This is a genomic window from Methylobacterium sp. J-026, assembly GCF_022829585.1.
Taxonomy (GTDB): Bacteria; Pseudomonadota; Alphaproteobacteria; order Rhizobiales; family Beijerinckiaceae; genus Methylobacterium.
Genome location: NZ_JAKSYC010000067.1, coordinates 74,501 through 92,374, shown reverse-complemented (window position 1 = coordinate 92,374; position 17,874 = coordinate 74,501). Strand labels below are relative to the sequence as shown.

Genomic DNA, 17,874 nt, shown 5'->3' with positions numbered 1-17,874 from the left:
GGGCGCGATCGGCCTCCTCATCCCTGTGGGCTCCGAAATCCGCATATCGCTCCCGAATGAGGGCAAAGACCGGCCCCGCGCGCGCCCTCCCCGCCTCTGCGGGCGGGAATTGCCCACCCGCGTCTATTCCAAAACCCCTACAGCAGCGTCCCGCGCAGGATCAGCAGCGCGACGGAGAAATAGATCACGAGACCGGTGACATCGACCAGCGTCGCCACGAACGGCGCCGAGGCGGTGGCGGGGTCGAAGCCGATCCGCTGGAGCAGGAACGGCAGCATCGAGCCCGACAGGGACCCGAAGGTCACGATCCCGACCAGTGCCGACCCCACGGTCACAGCGACCAGCGGCCAGTGCTCGCCGTAATCGTAGAGGCCGAGCTTCTGCCACGCCACGATCCGGATCACCGCGATCACCCCGAGGATCGACCCGAGAACGATGCCGGTGGGCAACTCCCGCAGCGCCACGCGCCACCAGTCCCGCAGGCGGATCTGGTGCAGGGCCAGCGCCCGGATCAGCAGCGAGGTCGCCTGCGAGCCCGAATTGCCCCCCGAGCTCATGATCAGCGGGATGAACAGCGTCAGGACGATCGCCTTCTCCAGCTCCCCCTCGAAGCCCTGCATGGCCGAGGCGGTGAGCATCTCCGAGAGGAACAGCGCGCACAGCCAGCCGGCGCGCTTCCGGATCATCGTGAAGAAGCCGATATCCATGTAGGGCTCGGGCAGCGCCTCCATGCCGCCGAAGCGCTGCACGTCCTGCGTCTGCTTCTCGATCATCGCGTCGATCATGTCGTCGACGGTGACGATGCCGATGACGTGGCCGACCGCGTCGACCACCGGCAGCGCCAGGAGATCGTACTTGGAGATCAGCCGGGCCGCCTCCTCGCGGCTGGCGGTGGGCGAGACGGCGAGCGGCCGCCGTCCCGGGGCGACGCTGAGCACGTTGTCGTTCGGATCCCCAGAGATCAGCCGTCGCAGGGGCACCGCCTTGGTGAGCGCCCGGGTCCGCGGGTCGAGCACGAAGATCGCGTAGATGGTCTCGCGGGTCTTCTCGACGTGGCGGATGTGCTCCAGCGTCTGGCCTACGGTCCAGGTGCCGGGGATGGTGACGAACTCGGTGGTCATCAGCGAGCCGACCGTCTCCTCGCCGTAGGCCGAGAGCCGGTCCACGGCCCCGCGGGTCTCGGCGTCGAGGCGGGCGCGCAGGTCGGAGCGGCCTGGCTCTTCGATCTCGCGGAAGACGTCCGTGACCCGGTCGGCCGACATCCCCGACAGGTAGGCCGCCACCCGGTCCCGGGGCAGCATCTCGATGATGTCGGCGGCGCAGTCGAGCTCCGGCTGGTCGAGCACCTCGACCGCCCGCTCCAGCGGCAGGCCCAGCAGGATGGCGGCCGCGACCTCGGGCGCCTCCTCGTTGAGTTTCTCCACGATGTCCGGGGCGCGCTCGTCCGAGAGCCGCGCAGCCAGAACGGACGGGTCGATGCGCGTGTCGAAGGGGGCGATCTCGTTCATGGCCTCGCCTCGTGAGTTACGAGGCGACGCGGCGCCGGTCATCCTGGGTCAAGGCCGTGACCGGTCGCCGCGTCGGCGCCCCGCGGCCAGGCCTCTCAGCGGCTCAGGCGGGACGACGGCGCGTGGCCGGGCACGGCAGGCACGATCGGTCGGGCACGTCGCTTCGCTGGTCGCTGCTTGAAGGGGAGCACGGCGCCGCCGAAGACAGCGTCGCGCCGGTGCCTCGTGCGCCCGCGAAAAAAGTCAGTCAAGTCGAAACCGTGCCGGAAACGGCGTTGCCGGGGCCCTGAACCCACAGGAGAGGCCCGAGTGTCGCGCGGCGGCACCAGGGGTCCCCCGGGGGTCCCGACGGGGTCCCTATGAGAAATATAAGTGTTGTGCTCGCTTGTATTGCGTCCAAGATATCGGCTATATACCGCTCACCAACAGCGAGGAGAAACGCCATGGCTTGGTCTGCCCCGATCGTGTCCGAAGTCTGCGTCGGCATGGAAGTCACCAGCTACGAGTCGGCCGAGATCGACACCTTCAACTAAGACGTGCGGGGGCCGGAGCGCCCAGCGCCCTGCCCTTCGTGGTCTCCTAGACAATCACCCGAAGTTCATCAGGAGGAAATCATGGCTTGGTCTGCCCCGATCGTGTCCGAAGTTTGCGTCGGCATGGAAGTCACCAGCTACGAGTCGGCTGAGATCGACACCTTCAACTAAGACGTCGACGATCTGTATGGGCGCCGCTTCATCCGAAGCGGCGCTTTTCGTTTGTGCGGCGTTCCGAGCGCCGCCGAAGCAGTGGAGCATTCGGACCCTCCGTATCGCTGCTTCGGCGGGGCGGTCACAGCGACGGCGTGGACACGATAAGCGCGCTCACCCCACGAACAGGCCGGCAATCGCCGCGCTGGTGAGATTCGACAGCGTCCCCGCCAGGATCGCCCTTAGCCCGTAGCGGGCGACCTCGGAGCGCCGCTCCGGGACGAGGCTCGAGAAGCTCGCGAGCTGGATCGCGATCGACGCGAAATTCGCGAACCCGCACAGGGCGAAGCAGACGATCGCCTGCGTACGCGGGTCGAGGGTTCCGCCGGTCAGGATCGGCGACAGGTTGGCGTAGGCGAAGAACTCGTTGAAGGCGAGCTTCTGGCCGATGGCCCCGCCGACCAGGGTCGCGTGCTCCCACGGCGCGCCGAGCAGCCAGGCCAGCGGGGCGAGCGCCCAGCCGAGCACGCCCTCGATCGAGGCGGCGGGATAACCCACCAGCCCGCCGATCGTGCCGAACAGGCCGTCCGCCAGGGCGATCAGCCCGACGAAGGCGATCAGCATGGCCCCGACCGAGACCGCGACCGCCAAGCCCTTCTGCGTGCCGTCGGCAGCCGCTTCGATGACATTGGCCGCCCGGGTCTCGCCGAACTCCACCTGGGTGGTGGTGATCCGGGTCGGCTCCGTAGAGGGCACCAGGATCTTGGCGTAGAGCAGGCCGCCGGGGATCGCCATCACGGAGGCGGCGAGCAGGTAGGTCATCGGGACGCCGAGCGCCGCGTAACCGGCCAGGATCGAACCCGCGGTGGACGAGGCGCCGCTCGCCATCACGGCGAACAGCTCGGCGCCGGTCAGGATTGCGAGGAACGGGCGCAGGGCCACCGCGATCTCGCTCTGGCCGATGGCGATGGTGATGACCGCGGCGAAGGATTCGATCGGCGCGGTGCCGAGGATCCGGCGCAGCACCGCCCCGAGGCCCCGGGCGAGCGCCTGCATCAGGCCGAGGTGGTAGAGCACCGCGATCAGCGCCGACACGTACAGGATCTGTGGCAGCACCCGCAGGGCCAGGATGAAGCCCGAGCCGCCGAACAGTTCGAACATCTTCGGCTCGACGAGGCCCCCGAACAGGAACGCGGTGCCGCGGTCGCCGTAGGCGAGCACGGTGGCGACGACGGCGGCCGCCGCCGTCAGCGCCGCCTGCCCGGCCGGCAGGAACAGGACCAGGGCCCCGAGCCCCACCTGAAGCGCGAGCGCAGTCAGGACGACCCGGGGGCGGATCGCCCGTCGATTCGTGGAGAACAGAACCGCGACGGCGAGCAGCAGCAACAGGCTGAGGCCGGCATGGGTGAGACGGTCGAGCATCGCGGCTTTCGGGTTCGCGCTTGACGGGGGCCCATGGAAGGTTCGGGCCAGTCCCCATCACACCGGGCGCCGCGCGACCAGATACGGCGCGAACAGGTCACGCACCTGCGCGAACCCCCAGTCGAGATCCGCCTCGGTCAGCGCGGTACCACCCTGGAGGCGGTGGCTCATCCAATGGCCGGAGACGATCCAGGCGTTGTCGATGAGCCGCCCGAGGCCCTCCGGGTCGATCCGAAGCCGCCCCGCCCGCACGGCCGCCTCGAAGACGCCCCGGGCCAGGGCCTGCGTCCGCGCGCGAAGGGCGTGGACGCGCGGGCGCAGGGCGGGGGCGATCTCCACCATGGCGATTCCGTCGCGGTAGATGCAGCGGTAGCGCCAGATCAGGTCGAACCAAGCCCGCTGGTAGGCGAGCAGCGCCTCCGGCGCCCCGGCATCGGCCGGCATCCCCCCGGCTACCGCCACGGCCTCCGCCTCGAAGGCTGCGAACAGCGCCTCGACCAGGCCGGATTTCCGCGGAAAATGATACTGGAGGTTCCCCTCCCGGATCCCCGCGGCGGCGGCGATCTCGGCCGTGGTCACCCGGCCGAGCCCCCGGGCGTTGAACAGGTCGAGGCTGACCGCCAGGATCCGGTCGCGGGTGCTTAGGAGCCGCCCATCGGCAGCCCGTTCGCTCTCCTGCAATCCCCGGCTCCGGCCCCGCGCCATCGTCTCCGACCCTGGTCTAGGGTGTACACCCTAGACAGTCGTGGAGGCGAGGGCTATCCCTGAAGGGAAGCGCGGACGAAGCGGCGCGGCGGGAGGCGACGTTTGGCTCAGACATTTCGACTCGCCGGTGCCGTCGCCCTCGTCACCGGTGCCGCGAGCGGCATCGGGGCCGCCCTGGCGACCGGGCTCGCCGCCAAGGGATGCAGCCTCCTGCTGGTGGACCGCGATCCGGTCGGGCTCGAGGACATCGCCGGTCGGATCCGCGACCGCGGGACCGCGGTGGAGACCCGGGTCGTCGATCTCGCGGACGCGGAGGCGATCCGCGCGCTGCCGGACTGGGCCGGGGCGCGGTTCGGACATCTCGACCTCCTGATCAACAATGCCGGCGTCGCCCTCGGGGGCCGGTTCGACGAGACGCATCTCGAGGATTTCGAGTGGCTCATGGACATCAACTTGCGCGCGGTCGTGCGGATGTGCCACGCCTTCCTGCCGATGCTGTGCGCCCGGCCGGCGGCGCAGGTCGTCAACCTGTCGAGCCTGTTCGGCCTGATCGCGCCGCCGGGTCAGGTCGCCTACTGCACCAGCAAGTTCGCCGTCCGCGGCTTCTCCGAGGCCCTGCGGCATGAATATGCCGGCAGCGGGCTCGGGGTGACCGTGGTTCATCCGGGGGGCGTTGCCACCGCCATCTCGCGCAACGCCCGCGGCCGGCGCCCGCCCACCGACCCCGAGGCGGCCAAGCGCGCGGCGGTGGAGGACGAGGAGGCCCGCGCGGCCTTCGGCAAGCTCCTAACCCTCGACCCCGCGACGGCGGCGGCCGCGATCATCCGCGGGATCGAGACCCGGGCGCCGCGGATCGTGATCGGCAAGGATGCCCGGAACGCGGCTCTGATCCAGCGGCTGATGCCGGTGGGCTACTGGAAGACGATCGTGCGACTGTCCGGGGGGACGCTCTGAGATGGCGAGCCTGCGCGCCTATATCGGCGCCTACATGATCCGCAGCCGGGTCCGCGGTCCCCTCGCCCGGGCCCGGGACGCTGCCGACTTCCGCCGCATCTTCGAGGCCCAGGCCTTCCCGGATCCCAAGGGCGTGACCTACGAGGCGGGCAGCGTCGGCGGCGTGCGCGGCGAGTGGGTCCGGCCGAAGTCCGGACCCGGGCGCCGGATGCTGTACATCCACGGCGGCGGCTTCATCGCCTGCTCGCCGCGCACGCACCGGCCCGTGACAGGCGCCCTGGCGAGCCGCGGCTTCACGATCTTCGTCCCGGATTACCGCCTCGCGCCGGAGCACCCGTTTCCGGCCGCGGTCGAGGACGTCATGGCCGTCTGGGCGGCATTCAGCGCCGAGGAAACGGCCTGCGTGGCGGGCGAATCGGCCGGCGGCAATCTCGCCCTGGTGCTGATGGGCGAGGCCCGCGCCCGGAACCTGCCGATGCCCTGGGCCGCCGCCCTGTTCTCCCCGGCCACGGACTTCGTCTCCGAGGACGGTTCGCGGGTGACGAATGCGTGGCGCGACGCCATGTTCGACCCGAAGGCGCTCGCCACGATCCGGCAGATGTATCTCGGCCGCGCCGATCCGGCCGACCCGCGGATCTCGCCGCTCCTCGGCGATCCCACCGGCTTCCCGCCGCTCCTGTTCCACGTGGGCGACCGCGAGGTGCTGCGCGACGATTCCGTCCGCATGGCGGAGCGAGCCCGGGCAGCCGGCGTCGCGGCGGAGCTGAAGGTCTTCCCCGTCGTGTCCCACGCCTGGCAGTTCGCGGCCAACATGCTGCCGGAGGCGCGCACCTCCCTCGACGAGGCTGCCGCCTTCCTGAAGGCGCACACCCCCTAGGCCACCCCCGGGAGCCCCGCGCGATGATTGAAGCTTCAGACGCCGCCGCGCGCTCCGAACCCCTGGCGGTGCTCATCGTCGGGGCCGGCTTCTCCGGGCTCGCGATGGCGATCCGGTGCCGGCAGGCGGGGATCGGGCCATTCCGGGTGATCGAGAAGGGCGACGGAATCGGCGGCACGTGGCACGACAACACCTATCCGGGGGCGGCCTGCGATGTGCCCTCGCATCTCTACTCCCTGTCCTTCGCCCCGAAGGCGGATTGGAGCCGGATGTATGCGCCGCAGGCGGAGATCCTGGCCTATCTCCGGGAGACGGCGGAGCGCCACGGGCTGATGCCGCTGATCCAGCTCGGCACCGCCTTTCAGGGCGCGACCTGGGACGAGGCGCGCGCCCTCTGGCACGTGGAGACCGATCGCGGCCCGATCACCGCGCGGGCGATCGTCTCCGGGATGGGCGGCCTGCACCATCCGGCCTATCCTGACATCCCCGGCCGCGACGCCTTCGCCGGGCCGGCCTTCCACACGGCAGCGTGGGACCATGCCGTAAGCCTCGCCGGCAAGCGCGTCGGCGTGATCGGCACGGGGGCGAGCGCGATCCAGGTCGTGCCGGAACTCGCCGAGGTCGCCGGCCAGCTGACCCTGTTCCAGCGCACGCCGCCCTGGATCATGCCCAAGAACGACCACGCCATCGCGGAGCGCATCAAGGCCCGGTACCGGCGCCTACCCCTCGCCCGGCGGCTCGAACGGGCCCGGCTGTTCTGGCTGCACGAGGTGCGCGCGCTCCTGGGCTTCACCAAGGTCTCGAAGCTCACCGGTCAGGCCGAGGCCCTGGCGCGGCGGCACCTCGCCAAGGCGGTCCCGGATCCGGAGTTGCGGCGCCGCCTCACGCCGAACTACCGGCTCGGCTGCAAGCGCGTGCTGATCTCCGACACGTACTACCCGGCGCTCCAGCGCCCGAACGTCACCCTGGAGACCGGAAGCATCGCGCGGATCACGCCGGGCGGGGTGACCACGCAGGACGGCCGGACTCACGACCTCGACGCGATCGTCTACGCCACCGGCTTCGACGTCACCGCGACCTTCACGCGGATGAACCTCGTCGGCCGCGACGGCCTGCGCCTGGCGGACGCCTGGGCCGGGGGCATGGGGGCCTACCAGGGAATCACGGTCGCCGGGTTCCCCAACTACTTCATGCTGCTCGGGCCCAATACGGGCCTCGGCCACAACTCGGTCGTGGCGATGATCGAGGTTCAGGTCCAGCACGTGCTCGACTGCCTCGGGGCCCTGCGCCGCGGGACCCGGGCCGTCGAGGTCCGCCCGGAGGCGCAGGCCCGCTTCCTCGATCGGATCCGCGCGCGGCTCGCCGACAGCATCTGGCAGGCCGGCGGCTGCCGCAGCTGGTATCTCGACGCGCAGGGGCGCAATGCGACCCTCTGGCCGGATTCCGTGATGGCCTACCGCCGGAGCGCCCGGCGCGCCCGCATGGCGGACTACCGGCTGGGCTGAACCCGCCTCGGGCGCGCTAGAACGCGAACCCGGCTTCCGCCGCGAAGGCGTCGAGGCCGGGCAGCGACGCATCGAACAGCGGGCGCCCCCCAAAGGCGTCGCCGGCGCGGACGAACACCGTCACCTTCGCGTTCCGGTGCGGTCCCATCACGCAGACCAGCCGGCCGTCGTCCTTAAGCTGTTCCAGCAGCGCCTGCGGCCGGACCTCGACGCGGCCGTTGATCAGGATCGCGTCGAAGGGCGCCTGCTTCGGCGCGCCCGATTCGATCGGACCCTCGATCACCTCGGCGGCACTGCCCAGCTGGGCGCGCGCCGCCGCGGCGAGGTCCGGAACCGATTCGAGCGCCGTGACCTTCGCGCCGAGCTGCGCCATGATGGCCGCCGCGTAGCCGTAGCCGCTGGCGACGTCGAGGGCGGCGACGCCCGGGCGGATGCGCAGGGCCTGGATCATCCGGGCGAGCACCATCGGCGCCGGCATGCAGCGGGCCTCGGCGCCCGCCCCGCCGATCTGCAGAGTCTGGTCGATATAGGCGAAGGGCTCGCGCCCCTTGGGCACGAAGGTCTCGCGCGCCACGGTGTCGAACGCGTCGAGCACCGAATTGTCGTTCACGTCGAAGGTCCGCAACTGGCAGTCGACCATCATCCGCCGCGCCTGCGCGTAATCGATCATCGATGCGTGTCCCCGAACCGGATCGGAACGCTGCGTCGGCCGGGCTCCGGCGGACGGCCGGCACCCCGGCCAAGCCTAAGCTTCCCGGACGGGGGGCGTTTTCGGAGATCGTTCGCCAAAACGCAAGGTGAGCGCGCGGAACGAATCCGGGGCCGCACCCGGGTCGTCCCGGTTCTCTCCTCGACGCAGACGTGAAATACCGGTCTCAGGGATGCTGTCGACATGCAGCGCTCAGACGCAACCAAGACATCTGCCGCGGCCGGACGGCCGACGCGCAGGGGACAATTCGGGAGGTCCTGCGATGCGCGTCCGCTCCGTGCGCCTGTGTGCCTGCGCCGTCGCGCTGGGTCTTCTGCCCCCGGCCGTGGCGCCGGCCTCCGCCCGGATCGTCGGCATCGACATCACCGCGGTCGAACCCTTCGCGGACGGCGCGGGCTTCGGCCAGGCCGGCCCCTACGAGCGGGTGATCGGATTCGCCCGCGGCGAGATCGACCCGGCGGACCCGGCCAATGCCGGCATCGCAGATATCGCGTTGGCGCCCCGCAACGCCCGTGGCCTCGTGGCGTACCGAACGGACCTGTTCATCCTGCGCCCGAAGGATCCGGCACGCGGCAGCGGCACGCTTCTCTACGAGGTGCTGAACCGCGGCCGGAAGTTCCTGTTCAACTGGGTGCTCGACGCGCCTGCGCAGGCCGGACAGGCGGTCAACGACCCGCGCACGGCGCGGGACGCGGGCACCGCCCTGGTGCTCAACCGCGGCGACACGATCGTCTGGTCCGGCTGGGAGGCGGACGCCCTGCGCCAGAACGGCGGCATGGCGATCGACGTGCCGGTGGCCCTTCGGGACGGCAAGCCGATCACCGGGACCGTGCGGGACGAGCTCGTCAGCGGGACGCGCGGGCCCACGGAGGCGCCGTTCTACCTCACGTTCGAGGCCGCCGGGACCGATCAGCCCGGGGCCACGCTGACCGTCCGCCGCCGCGAGGCCGACGCGCCCCTGCCGGTGCCGCGGGCGGCCTGGGCGTTCGCGGGGCCGCGCCAGCTCAGGCTGCTGCCCGCAGGCACGAAGCCGCAGCCCGGCTCGCTCTACCAGTTCACCTACGAGGCCGTCGGCCCCAAGGTGCTGGGTCTCGGTTTCGCCGCCACCCGGGACGTGGTCGCCTTCCTGCGCGGGGGCTCCGCAGACAATCCGGCCGGCGGGGGCGTACAACGTGCCGTGGCCCTGGGCATCTCGCAGAGCGGCCGGTTCCTGCGCGACTTCGTCCATGACGGCTTCAACCGGGACGAGGCCGGCGCCCGTGTGTTCGACGGGGTGTTGGCCCACATCTCCGGGATCGGCGGCGTGTTCCTGAACGCCCGCTTCGCCCAGCCTTCGCGCACCAACACCCAACACGAGGACCATCTCTACCCGGAGAACGCCTTCCCGTTCTCGGCCGCCACCCTGCACGACCCGGTCACCGGCCGGAACGGCGCGCTCCTGCGCGACGACGGGTTCGACCCGCTGTGGATGGAGGTCAACACCGGGACCGAGTACTGGCAAAAGGGCGCCTCGCTGCTGACCACCGATCCCCTCGGCCGGGTCGACCTCGACCTGCCGGACACGGCCCGTGCCTACCTGATCGCGGGGGGCTTCCATTACGGCCGCTCCGACCTCGTCTCCGACAGGGGCCCCTGCGCCAACCCGCGGAACACGCTCAATCCCGGTCCGGCCCTGCGCGCCCTGCTGGTCGATCTGGAGGACTGGGTCCGCGACGGCCGGGCGCCGCCGCCGAGCCGGGTCCCGCGCCTGTCGGACGGGACCCTGGTCGAGCCGGCCGCCACCGGTTTCCCCTATGTCCCGGGTCTCGCCATCGCGACGGCCGTCAACGGCATCGCCCGCTTCGCGACCTATGTCGATCCGCACCCAGAGTCGGGACCGCAATACCGGCCGCTGGTGCCGAAGGTCGATGCGGACGGGCAGGACGTCGCCGGCATCCGCCTGCCCGACGTGGCCGTGCCCCACGGCACCCATACCGGCTGGAACCTCTATGCCGAGCCGTTCCCGGCGGGCGAGTTGTGCGACCGCGAGGGCAGCCTGCTGCCCTTCGCGGCGACGCGGGCCGAGCGCGAGGCCACGGGCGATCCGCGGCCCGCCCTGGCCGAGCGCTATCCGAACCCCTCCACCTACGCGGAGGCGATCGCGCAGGCCGTCGATGGTCTGGTGGCCGACCGCCTGCTGCTGCGGGAGGATGGCGACCGGTTCGTGCAGCGCGCCCGCACGGCTGCGCCGCAGCCGTAATCCGCCAACCGGTTACGGCCGCAGGACGCTGTCGCATCGGATTTCGTCCGGCGAGTCGCGTCTTGCGCCGGAATGCTGAATAATGAGTGCAGCGAAAACCGACCGGCCGAGATGCCGGCTGCCCCGGGAGACACCATGACGCCGACCTCCAAGCCGTTCCTGGGCCGGGGCCTCGCCGCCGCCCTCACCTGCCTGGGTCTGGGCGCCGTGGGCCCGCACGCCGCCCATGCCCAAGAGACGCCCGCCACCGCCGCCCCGCCGGCGAGCCTGAAGGTCGAGCGCGGAGACGCGCTCTATGGTCGCCCGGAAAACGGCGCGGCCGTGAAACTCGCGCCGGTCGCGGGTCCGCCGCTCGCGACCCCGGTGGCCAAGCTGCCGCTGGACAAGCTCAAGGTGCCGGACGGTTTCAAGATCGAGGTCTATGCCAGCGGCATCGCCAACGCCCGGGAGATGACCCAGGCGCCGGACGGGACCCTGTTCGTCGGCACCCGCACGGTCGGCAAGGTCTACGCAGTGCTGCCGCAGGCGGGCGCGGACGGGAAGCGCGAGATCAAGACCATCGCGTCGGGGCTGCACCGGCCGAACGGCGTCGCCTTCCACGACGGCGCCCTCTACGTCGCCGAACTGTCCAAGATCTGGCGCTACGACGATATCGAGAAGCACCTCGACAGCCCGGAGAAGCCGGCCCTCGTCTACGACGACCTGCCCAAGGACGAGGCCCATGGCTGGAAGTTCATCGCCATCGGCCCGGACAACAAGCTCTACGTGCCGGTCGGCTCGCCGGGCAACATCCTGATGCCACCGGACACCCACGCCCAGATCCGGCGCATCGACCTCGATGGGAAGAACGCCGAGGTCATCGCCCGCGGCGTGCGCAACACCGTCGGCTTCGACTGGAACCCGAAGACCAAGCAGCTCTGGTTCACCGATAACGGCCGCGACTGGGTCTCGGAGGACATCCCGAACGACGAGCTGAACGTGCTCACCGAGCCGGGCAAGCAGCATTTCGGCTTCCCGTTCTGCCACCAGGGCACCTTCACCGATCCGGAATACGGCTGGGGCCATTCCTGCGCGGAGTTCACCCCGCCGGTGGGCCTGCTCGGACCGCATACGGCCTCGCTCGGGATGCGGTTCTACACCGGCACGATGTTCCCGGAGGCCTATCACGACGCGATCTTCATCGCCCAGCACGGGTCGTGGAACCGCACCACCAAGCTCGGCGGCGCCGTCGTGGTGGCCAAGCCGGGTGCGGACGGCATGGTCGCCGCGGTCGAGCCGTTCCTGACCGGCTTCCTTCAGGACAACAAGTATGTCGGCCGCCCGGTCGACGTGCTCGTCGCGAAGGACGGCTCGCTGCTCGTCTCGGACGATTACAACGGCGCGATCTACCGCGTCAGCTACGGCCACTGATGCGGCCGATGCGGAGACGGCGCGCGGCGCTGGGGCTGGTCTCGGCCCTCGGCACGCTGCTGGCGGGTGCGGCCGGAGCCGCCCCGGAGGCGGCGACACACGAGCTTCTCGCGCCGTGCGTCGCCTGCCACGGGGCGGGCACGTCCGAGACCGAGGGGATACCGTCGCTGGGCGGCCAGCTGCCGGATTACGTCGTCACGCAGCTCTTCCAGTTCCGGGAGAAGCAGCGCGAGGCACCGCCGATGAACGACGTCGCCGCCGAGTTCTCCGACGACGACCTGCGCGCCTATGCCGACGCGGTGGCGACCCTGCCGCCCCCGACCCGGACCGGCGCGCCCGCCGATCCGGCCCTGACCGAACGGGCTCAGGCGCTCGTTGCCAAGCACCAATGCACCTCCTGCCACGGCGCCGACCTCGCCGGGCGGGAGTCGATCCCACGGATCCGGGCGCAGCGGGAGGAGTACCTCGCCAAGGCGCTGACCGGCTACAAGAGCAATGCCCGGCCCGGCTACGATCCCGCGATGAACGAGGTCGCGCAGGAGCTGAGCGAGGCCGACATCAAGGATCTGGCGGCCTACGTGTCGCGGCTCTGACGATTGCGCGCGGCGCGGCCGCGCTGGCGGCGGCGGACAGCGGCCCCGCCGCCGCCCCGATGCTTGACCGGAGCACCGCGCAGGCCCACTTCCGGTTCGCCGGGGGCAAAGTGGGACACGAGCCGATGATCGATCTGTACTACTGGCCGACGCCGAACGGCCACAAGATCACGATTTTCCTCGAAGAGGCGGATCTCGCCTACCAAATCCAGCCAATCAATATTGGCAAGGGTGAGCAATTCAACCCGGATTTTCTGAAGATCGCCCCCAACAATCGCATGCCGGCGATCGTCGACGACGAGCCTACGGGGGGCGGCGCTCCGGTCCCGCTGTTCGAATCGGGCGCGATCCTGCTCTACCTCGCCGAGAAGACCGGGCGTTTCATCCCGGGCGACCTGCGCGGCCGGGCCGAGGTGCTGCAGTGGCTGTTCTGGCAGATGGGCGGCCTCGGCCCGATGCTCGGGCAGAACCACCACTTCTCGCAATACGCCCCCGAGAAGATCGACTACGCGATCAAGCGCTACGTCAACGAGACCAACCGGCTCTACGGCGTCCTCGACCGGCGCCTGGCCGACCGCGCCTACGTGGCCGGGGCGGATTACTCCATCGCCGACATGGCCTGCTATCCCTGGATCGTGCCGTGGGAGAAGCAGGGGCAGAATCTCGACGATCATCCGAACCTGAAGCGCTGGTTCGCGGCCATCGCCGAGCGGCCCGCCACGAAGGCTGCCTATGCCCGCGCCCCCGAGGTCAATCCGGATTTCGGAAAGACTATGAGCGAGGACGCCAAGAAGGTGATGTTCGGCCAGACGGCCGCCACCACCAAGCGCTGATCCGCCCCGATGAGCGAGACGCCGGCCGCGCTGCCCCTGAAGGTGCTCCACCGGGGGTGGAACACCTTCGGGATCGCCACGCTGACCTTGCCCGACGGCAGCACCGTGCCGCGGGCGCTGGAGGATCACGGCCAGGCGGCCTGCGTCCTGCCCTACGATCCCGAGCGGCGCGTGGCGCTGCTGGTCCGGCAGGCCCGGGTCGGGCCGGCCTTCTGGGGTGAGCCCCCCGACCTCGACGAGGCGCCGGCGGGGGGCCTCGACGGGGGCGAACCGGAGGCGACGGCGATCCGGGAGGCGATGGAGGAGGCCGGCGTGCGCCTCCAGCAGTTGGAGCGCGTGGCGCATGCCTACAGCATGCCGAGCGTGTCCTCGGAGCGCCTCTGGCTCTATCTCGCCCCCTACGGACAGGCCGACAGGGTCGCGTCCGGCGGCGGGCTTCACGCGGAGGGCGAGCAGGTTCTGCCCGTCGAAGTGCCCCTGGCGGCCCTGGCCGAGGCCGCGCGTTCGGGCCGGCTGCCCGACCTCAAGACGCTGGTGCTCGTCCAGGCGCTGATGCTTCGCAGCCCCGGATTGTTCACCGCATGAGCGGCCCACCCGACGCCTCCGCGCAGGATGTCCTCGCCCGGATGCTGGCCTTCGCCGAGGAAGCGGCCCCGCTCGCGCTGCGCATGCGCGCGGCCGGGCTCCAGATGACCAACAAGGGCCCGGATCTCAGCCAGGCCCTCACCGAGGCGGACCTCGCTGTGAGCCGGCTGCTGCACGCGCGGTTCGGCCCCGACCTGATCGAGGAGGAGACCGCCGACGATCTGGGCCACGGGGCCGCGGCGGCGATGCTCGCCCGGGACGCCTGGACCTTCGTGGGCGATCCGATCGACGGGACGCGGCCCTTCGCGGGCGGCCTCTCGGGCTGGGGGGTGATGGTGGCGGCGTGCCGCGCCGGCTGGCCCAGGGCCTGCGTGCTGAGCCTGCCCGTCTGGAACGAGGACCGCGCCGGCCCGGCTTGCATTGAACCCGCGGAGGCGGCGCGCGGCCTCCTGCTGGCGGCCTGCGACGGGCGCGCCCTCTGGGCTCCGACCCGGGGCGGGCGCCCGACCGAGGCGCTGCGCGTGCTGGAGCGGCCCGCGCGCCGGACCGGCCATGTCGGCTGGCTCGCTGTGGCTGCACAGCGCTTCACCCTGGATTACGGGCGGGGCTGGTTCCCCTGGAGCGAGGGCGGGTCGATCTCGGACGCCGCGCTCCTGGCCACCGGGCGGCTCGACGCGACCGTCGTAAACAGCATGCTGTGGGACCTGGCGCCGATCCTGCCGCTGTTCGAGGCGCTGGGCTTCGGCCTGTTCCACTGGCCGGATCTCGCCGCCCCGCCCGCGGCCTTGATCGATCTGTTCGACGCCGATTTGTCCGGCCACGACGATCTCTGGCTGGTCTGCCGGGACCGGGCGCAGGCCGCCGATCTCGCGGGGGCGATCCGCCGGGCCGAGACGCGATCGTCACACCCCTGACGTCGCGAGCACGCCCAGACACCGGAGTGGTGATCCGGCTCCTCTCGGTCCATCCCCGCCGAGATCGGGCATCGCGTCACCTTCAGGCCAGCGAACGCGCAGCGCATCGGGACCATCGGTACGGTCTGCTGTTCCAGTTCCAGCCGTGATCGGAACGGGGGGAGCGGCCTACCACCGGGCGAGCCGCCCCCCGTTGTCCAGACCGATCAGTTCAGCGTGGCATGAACCGGCCGGCGCTCGGCGCCGACCGTGACGTCGCCGATCATCAGGCCCATCGGGCCGACGGTCACCGGTACGGTCTCGCCATCGTGGACCTTGCCCGAGAGGACGAGTTCGGCCAGCGGATCCTGGACGGTCTTCTGGATCACCCGCTTCAGCGGCCGCGCCCCGTAGGCCGGGTCGTAGCCCTTGTCGGCGAGCCAGGTCTTGGCCTCCTCGTCGACCGTGAGGGTGATCTTGCGATCGTCCAGCAGCTTCTGCAGGCGCCCGAGCTGGATCTCCACGATCGCCCCCATCTCCGACCGCGCGAGGCGGTGGAACAGGATGATCTCGTCGACCCGGTTCAGGAATTCCGGCCGGAAGTGCCCCCGGACCACGCCCATCACCTCGTCGCGGACCGCGTCGGTGTCCTCGCCCGCGGGCTGGTTCACCAGATACTCGGCCCCGAGATTCGAGGTCATGATCAGCAGCGTGTTGCGGAAATCCACCGTCCGCCCCTGCCCGTCCGTGAGCCGCCCGTCGTCGAGAACCTGCAGCAGGACGTTGAACACGTCCGGATGCGCCTTCTCGACCTCGTCGAACAGCACCACCTGATAGGGCCGGCGCCGGACGGCTTCGGTGAGAGCGCCGCCCTCTTCGTAGCCGACATAGCCCGGAGGCGCGCCGATGAGACGGGCGACCGCGTGCTTCTCCATGTACTCGGACATGTCGATGCGCACGAGCGCCGTGTCGTCGTCGAACAGGAAGCCGGCGAGCGCCTTGGTCAGCTCAGTCTTGCCGACGCCCGTGGGGCCGAGGAACATGAACGAGCCGATCGGCCGGTTCGGATCCTGCAACCCGGCGCGGGCACGGCGGACCGCGGTGGAGACCGCCTCCACCGCCTCGCGCTGGCCGACGACGCGCTTGGCGAGCGCATCCTCCATGGCCAGCAGCTTGTCGCGCTCGCCCTCCAGCATCTTGTCCACCGGCACGCCGGTCCAGCGGGACACCACCCCGGCGATGTGGGCGGGGGTGACCGCCTCCTCCATCATCGCGTCGCGGCCGTTCTCCGACTTGGCATCGGACCGGGCCTCGATCTCGGCGAGCTGCTTCTCCAGCCCCGGGATCACCCCGTAGGCCAGCTCGCCCGCGCGCTGGTACTGGCCCTGACGCTGCGCCGCAGCCAGCTCGTTGCGCGCCTCGTCGAGCTTCTTCTTGAGGCCGGCCGCCGTGCCGAGCTTGTCCTTCTCGGCCTTCCACCGGGCGGTGATCGCCGCCGAGCGCTCCTCAAGATCGCCGAGTTCCTTCTCCAGCCGGACCAGACGGTCCCGGGAGGCGGAATCGGTCTCCTTCTTGAGCGCCTCGGCCTCGATCTTCAGCCGGACAATCTCCCGGTCGACGTTGTCGAGTTCCTCCGGCTTCGAATCGACCTGCATGCGCAGCCGCGAGCCGGCCTCGTCCATCAGGTCGATGGCCTTGTCGGGCAGGAACCGGTCGGTGATGTAGCGGTTCGACAGCGTCGCGGCCGCCACCAGGGCCGAATCCTGGATGCGCACGCCGTGGTGCTGCTCGTACTTCTCCTTCAGGCCGCGCAGGATCGAGACCGTGTCTTCCACGGTCGGCTCCGACACGAAGACCGGCTGGAAGCGCCGGGCCAGGGCCGCGTCCTTCTCGACGTGCTTGCGGTACTCGTCGAGCGTGGTCGCGCCGACGCAGTGCAATTCGCCGCGGGCGAGCGCGGGCTTCAGCAGGTTCGAGGCGTCCATGGCCCCGTCCGCCTTCCCGGCGCCGACCAGGGTGTGCATCTCGTCGATGAACAGGATGATGCCGCCCTCGGCCGCCGTGACCTCGGAGAGCACGCCCTTCAGCCGCTCCTCGAACTCTCCGCGATACTTCGCGCCGGCGATCAGCGCGCCCATGTCGAGGGCGAGCAGGCTCTTGTCCCGCAGGCTCTCCGGCACGTCGCCGTTGACGATGCGCAGGGCCAGCCCCTCGACGATGGCGGTCTTGCCGACGCCGGGCTCGCCGATCAGGACCGGGTTGTTCTTGGTGCGCCGGGACAGGACCTGGATGGTCCGCCGGATCTCCTCGTCGCGGCCGATCACCGGGTCGAGCTTGCCCTCCCGGGCGGCCTCGGTGAGGTCGCGGGCGTATTTCTTGAGCGCGTCGTAGGCGTTCTCGGCCGAGGCGTTGTCGGCGGTTCGCCCCTTGCGCAGCGCGTTGATCGCCGCGTTCAGGGAGGCGGGGGTGACGCCCGCCGCCTGGAGCGCGCGGCCGGCCTCGGACTCCTTCTCTACCGCCAGGGCGAGGAGCAGGCGCTCGACCGTCACGTAGGAATCGCCCGCCTTCTCGGCGGCCTTCTCGGCGGTGTCGAACAGGCGCATCAGCTCCCGCGTCGCCTGCGGAGCGGACGCGTTGCCGGAGACCTTCGGCTGCTTGGCGAGCCACTGCTCGGTCTGGGCCAGGGCCACGCGCGACTGGCCGCCGGCACGGTCGATCAGGCCGGCGCACAGGCCCTCCGGATCGTCGAGCAGCACCTTGAGCAGGTGGCCCGGCTGCAGCTGGGGATGTCCCTCGCGCATCGCAAGGTTCTGAGCCGCCTGCACGAAGCCGCGGGCGCGCTCGGTGTATTTCTCGAAATTCATGCACACTCCTCCCGTACCGGCATCCACCGCCCGATGAGAGGCGCGGCGCCACCGAAACGTCGCCCTCCGGCACGCTGCCGCACGAGGACCC

16 protein-coding genes are annotated in these 17,874 nt (G+C 70.8%); 11 read left to right on the top strand and 5 right to left on the bottom strand.

Annotation, left to right across the window (positions count from 1 at the left end; translation table 11 throughout):
- Positions 1 to 137 precede the first annotated feature (137 nt).
- Positions 138 to 1,550: a magnesium transporter gene (gene mgtE, locus MKK69_RS06805; protein ID WP_409564784.1), complete on the bottom strand. Its 1,413-nt coding sequence runs from the start codon at positions 1,548 to 1,550 to the stop codon at positions 138 to 140.
- Between the two features lie 401 nt (positions 1,551 to 1,951).
- Here mgtE and pqqA (MKK69_RS06800) point away from each other — a divergent pair, with 401 nt between their 5' ends.
- Together pqqA (MKK69_RS06800) and pqqA (MKK69_RS06795) are read left to right on the top strand one after the other, a co-directional pair.
- Positions 1,952 to 2,041, top strand: coding sequence for a pyrroloquinoline quinone precursor peptide PqqA (pqqA, locus tag MKK69_RS06800; RefSeq protein ID WP_243966993.1), 90 nt, complete (start codon positions 1,952 to 1,954; stop codon positions 2,039 to 2,041).
- A gap of 81 nt (positions 2,042 to 2,122) precedes the next feature.
- Positions 2,123 to 2,212 carry a pyrroloquinoline quinone precursor peptide PqqA gene (gene pqqA / locus MKK69_RS06795; protein WP_243966993.1) on the top strand — a complete coding sequence of 30 codons (90 nt, stop codon included), beginning with the start codon at positions 2,123 to 2,125 and terminating at the stop codon, positions 2,210 to 2,212.
- Between the two features lie 156 nt (positions 2,213 to 2,368).
- Here the strand turns inward: pqqA (MKK69_RS06795) and MKK69_RS06790 are convergent, their stop codons facing one another.
- Positions 2,369 to 3,616 (bottom strand): NupC/NupG family nucleoside CNT transporter, encoded by a 1,248-nt coding sequence (locus tag MKK69_RS06790; RefSeq protein ID WP_243966992.1) that lies wholly within the window; start codon positions 3,614 to 3,616, stop codon positions 2,369 to 2,371.
- 57 nt (positions 3,617 to 3,673) lie between these two features.
- Positions 3,674 to 4,297 (bottom strand): TetR/AcrR family transcriptional regulator, encoded by a 624-nt coding sequence (locus MKK69_RS06785; protein WP_243966991.1) that lies wholly within the window; start codon positions 4,295 to 4,297, stop codon positions 3,674 to 3,676.
- Positions 4,298 to 4,423: 126 nt separating this feature from the next.
- Here MKK69_RS06785 and MKK69_RS06780 point away from each other — a divergent pair, with 126 nt between their 5' ends.
- The 3 genes from MKK69_RS06780 to MKK69_RS06770 are packed head-to-tail and all read left to right on the top strand — an operon-like array spanning position 4,424 to position 7,657.
- Positions 4,424 to 5,275: an SDR family NAD(P)-dependent oxidoreductase gene (locus tag MKK69_RS06780; protein WP_243966990.1), complete on the top strand. Its 852-nt coding sequence runs from the start codon at positions 4,424 to 4,426 to the stop codon at positions 5,273 to 5,275.
- A 1-nt stretch (position 5,276) separates the two neighbouring features.
- Positions 5,277 to 6,152: an alpha/beta hydrolase gene (locus MKK69_RS06775; protein ID WP_243966989.1), complete on the top strand. Its 876-nt coding sequence runs from the start codon at positions 5,277 to 5,279 to the stop codon at positions 6,150 to 6,152.
- Positions 6,153 to 6,175: 23 nt separating this feature from the next.
- Positions 6,176 to 7,657 (top strand): flavin-containing monooxygenase, encoded by a 1,482-nt coding sequence (locus MKK69_RS06770; RefSeq protein ID WP_243966988.1) that lies wholly within the window; start codon positions 6,176 to 6,178, stop codon positions 7,655 to 7,657.
- Between the two features lie 16 nt (positions 7,658 to 7,673).
- On the opposite strand, the gene MKK69_RS06765 is transcribed toward MKK69_RS06770, so the two are convergent.
- Complete coding sequence (locus tag MKK69_RS06765) at positions 7,674 to 8,327, bottom strand: protein-L-isoaspartate O-methyltransferase family protein (RefSeq protein WP_243966987.1); 654 nt, start codon at positions 8,325 to 8,327, stop codon at positions 7,674 to 7,676.
- Between the two features lie 301 nt (positions 8,328 to 8,628).
- Here MKK69_RS06765 and MKK69_RS06760 point away from each other — a divergent pair, with 301 nt between their 5' ends.
- From MKK69_RS06760 to MKK69_RS06735, 6 genes are all read left to right on the top strand, one after another.
- The gene (locus MKK69_RS06760) at positions 8,629 to 10,605 is read left to right on the top strand and encodes an alpha/beta hydrolase domain-containing protein (protein ID WP_243966986.1); all 1,977 of its coding nucleotides are present in this window, start codon (positions 8,629 to 8,631) and stop codon (positions 10,603 to 10,605) included.
- 135 nt (positions 10,606 to 10,740) lie between these two features.
- Positions 10,741 to 12,015, top strand: a complete 1,275-nt coding sequence (locus MKK69_RS06755; RefSeq protein ID WP_243966985.1) for a PQQ-dependent sugar dehydrogenase — start codon at positions 10,741 to 10,743, stop codon at positions 12,013 to 12,015.
- An 8-nt stretch (positions 12,016 to 12,023) separates the two neighbouring features.
- Complete coding sequence (locus MKK69_RS06750) at positions 12,024 to 12,608, top strand: c-type cytochrome (protein ID WP_243966984.1); 585 nt, start codon at positions 12,024 to 12,026, stop codon at positions 12,606 to 12,608.
- A 125-nt stretch (positions 12,609 to 12,733) separates the two neighbouring features.
- Entirely contained in the window at positions 12,734 to 13,441 is a 708-nt protein-coding gene (locus tag MKK69_RS06745; RefSeq protein ID WP_243966983.1) for a glutathione binding-like protein, read from the top strand.
- Positions 13,442 to 13,450: 9 nt separating this feature from the next.
- Positions 13,451 to 14,026: an NUDIX domain-containing protein gene (locus MKK69_RS06740; RefSeq protein WP_243966981.1), complete on the top strand. Its 576-nt coding sequence runs from the start codon at positions 13,451 to 13,453 to the stop codon at positions 14,024 to 14,026.
- Entirely contained in the window at positions 14,023 to 14,940 is a 918-nt protein-coding gene (locus MKK69_RS06735) for an inositol monophosphatase family protein (protein ID WP_243966980.1), read from the top strand. The genes MKK69_RS06740 and MKK69_RS06735 overlap by 4 nt, the downstream gene beginning before the upstream one ends.
- A gap of 206 nt (positions 14,941 to 15,146) precedes the next feature.
- Here MKK69_RS06735 and clpB read toward each other — a convergent pair whose 3' ends face one another.
- A complete protein-coding gene (gene clpB / locus MKK69_RS06730) occupies positions 15,147 to 17,783 on the bottom strand; it encodes an ATP-dependent chaperone ClpB (RefSeq protein ID WP_243966979.1) in 2,637 nt (878 codons plus the stop codon).
- Positions 17,784 to 17,874: the final 91 nt, after the last annotated feature.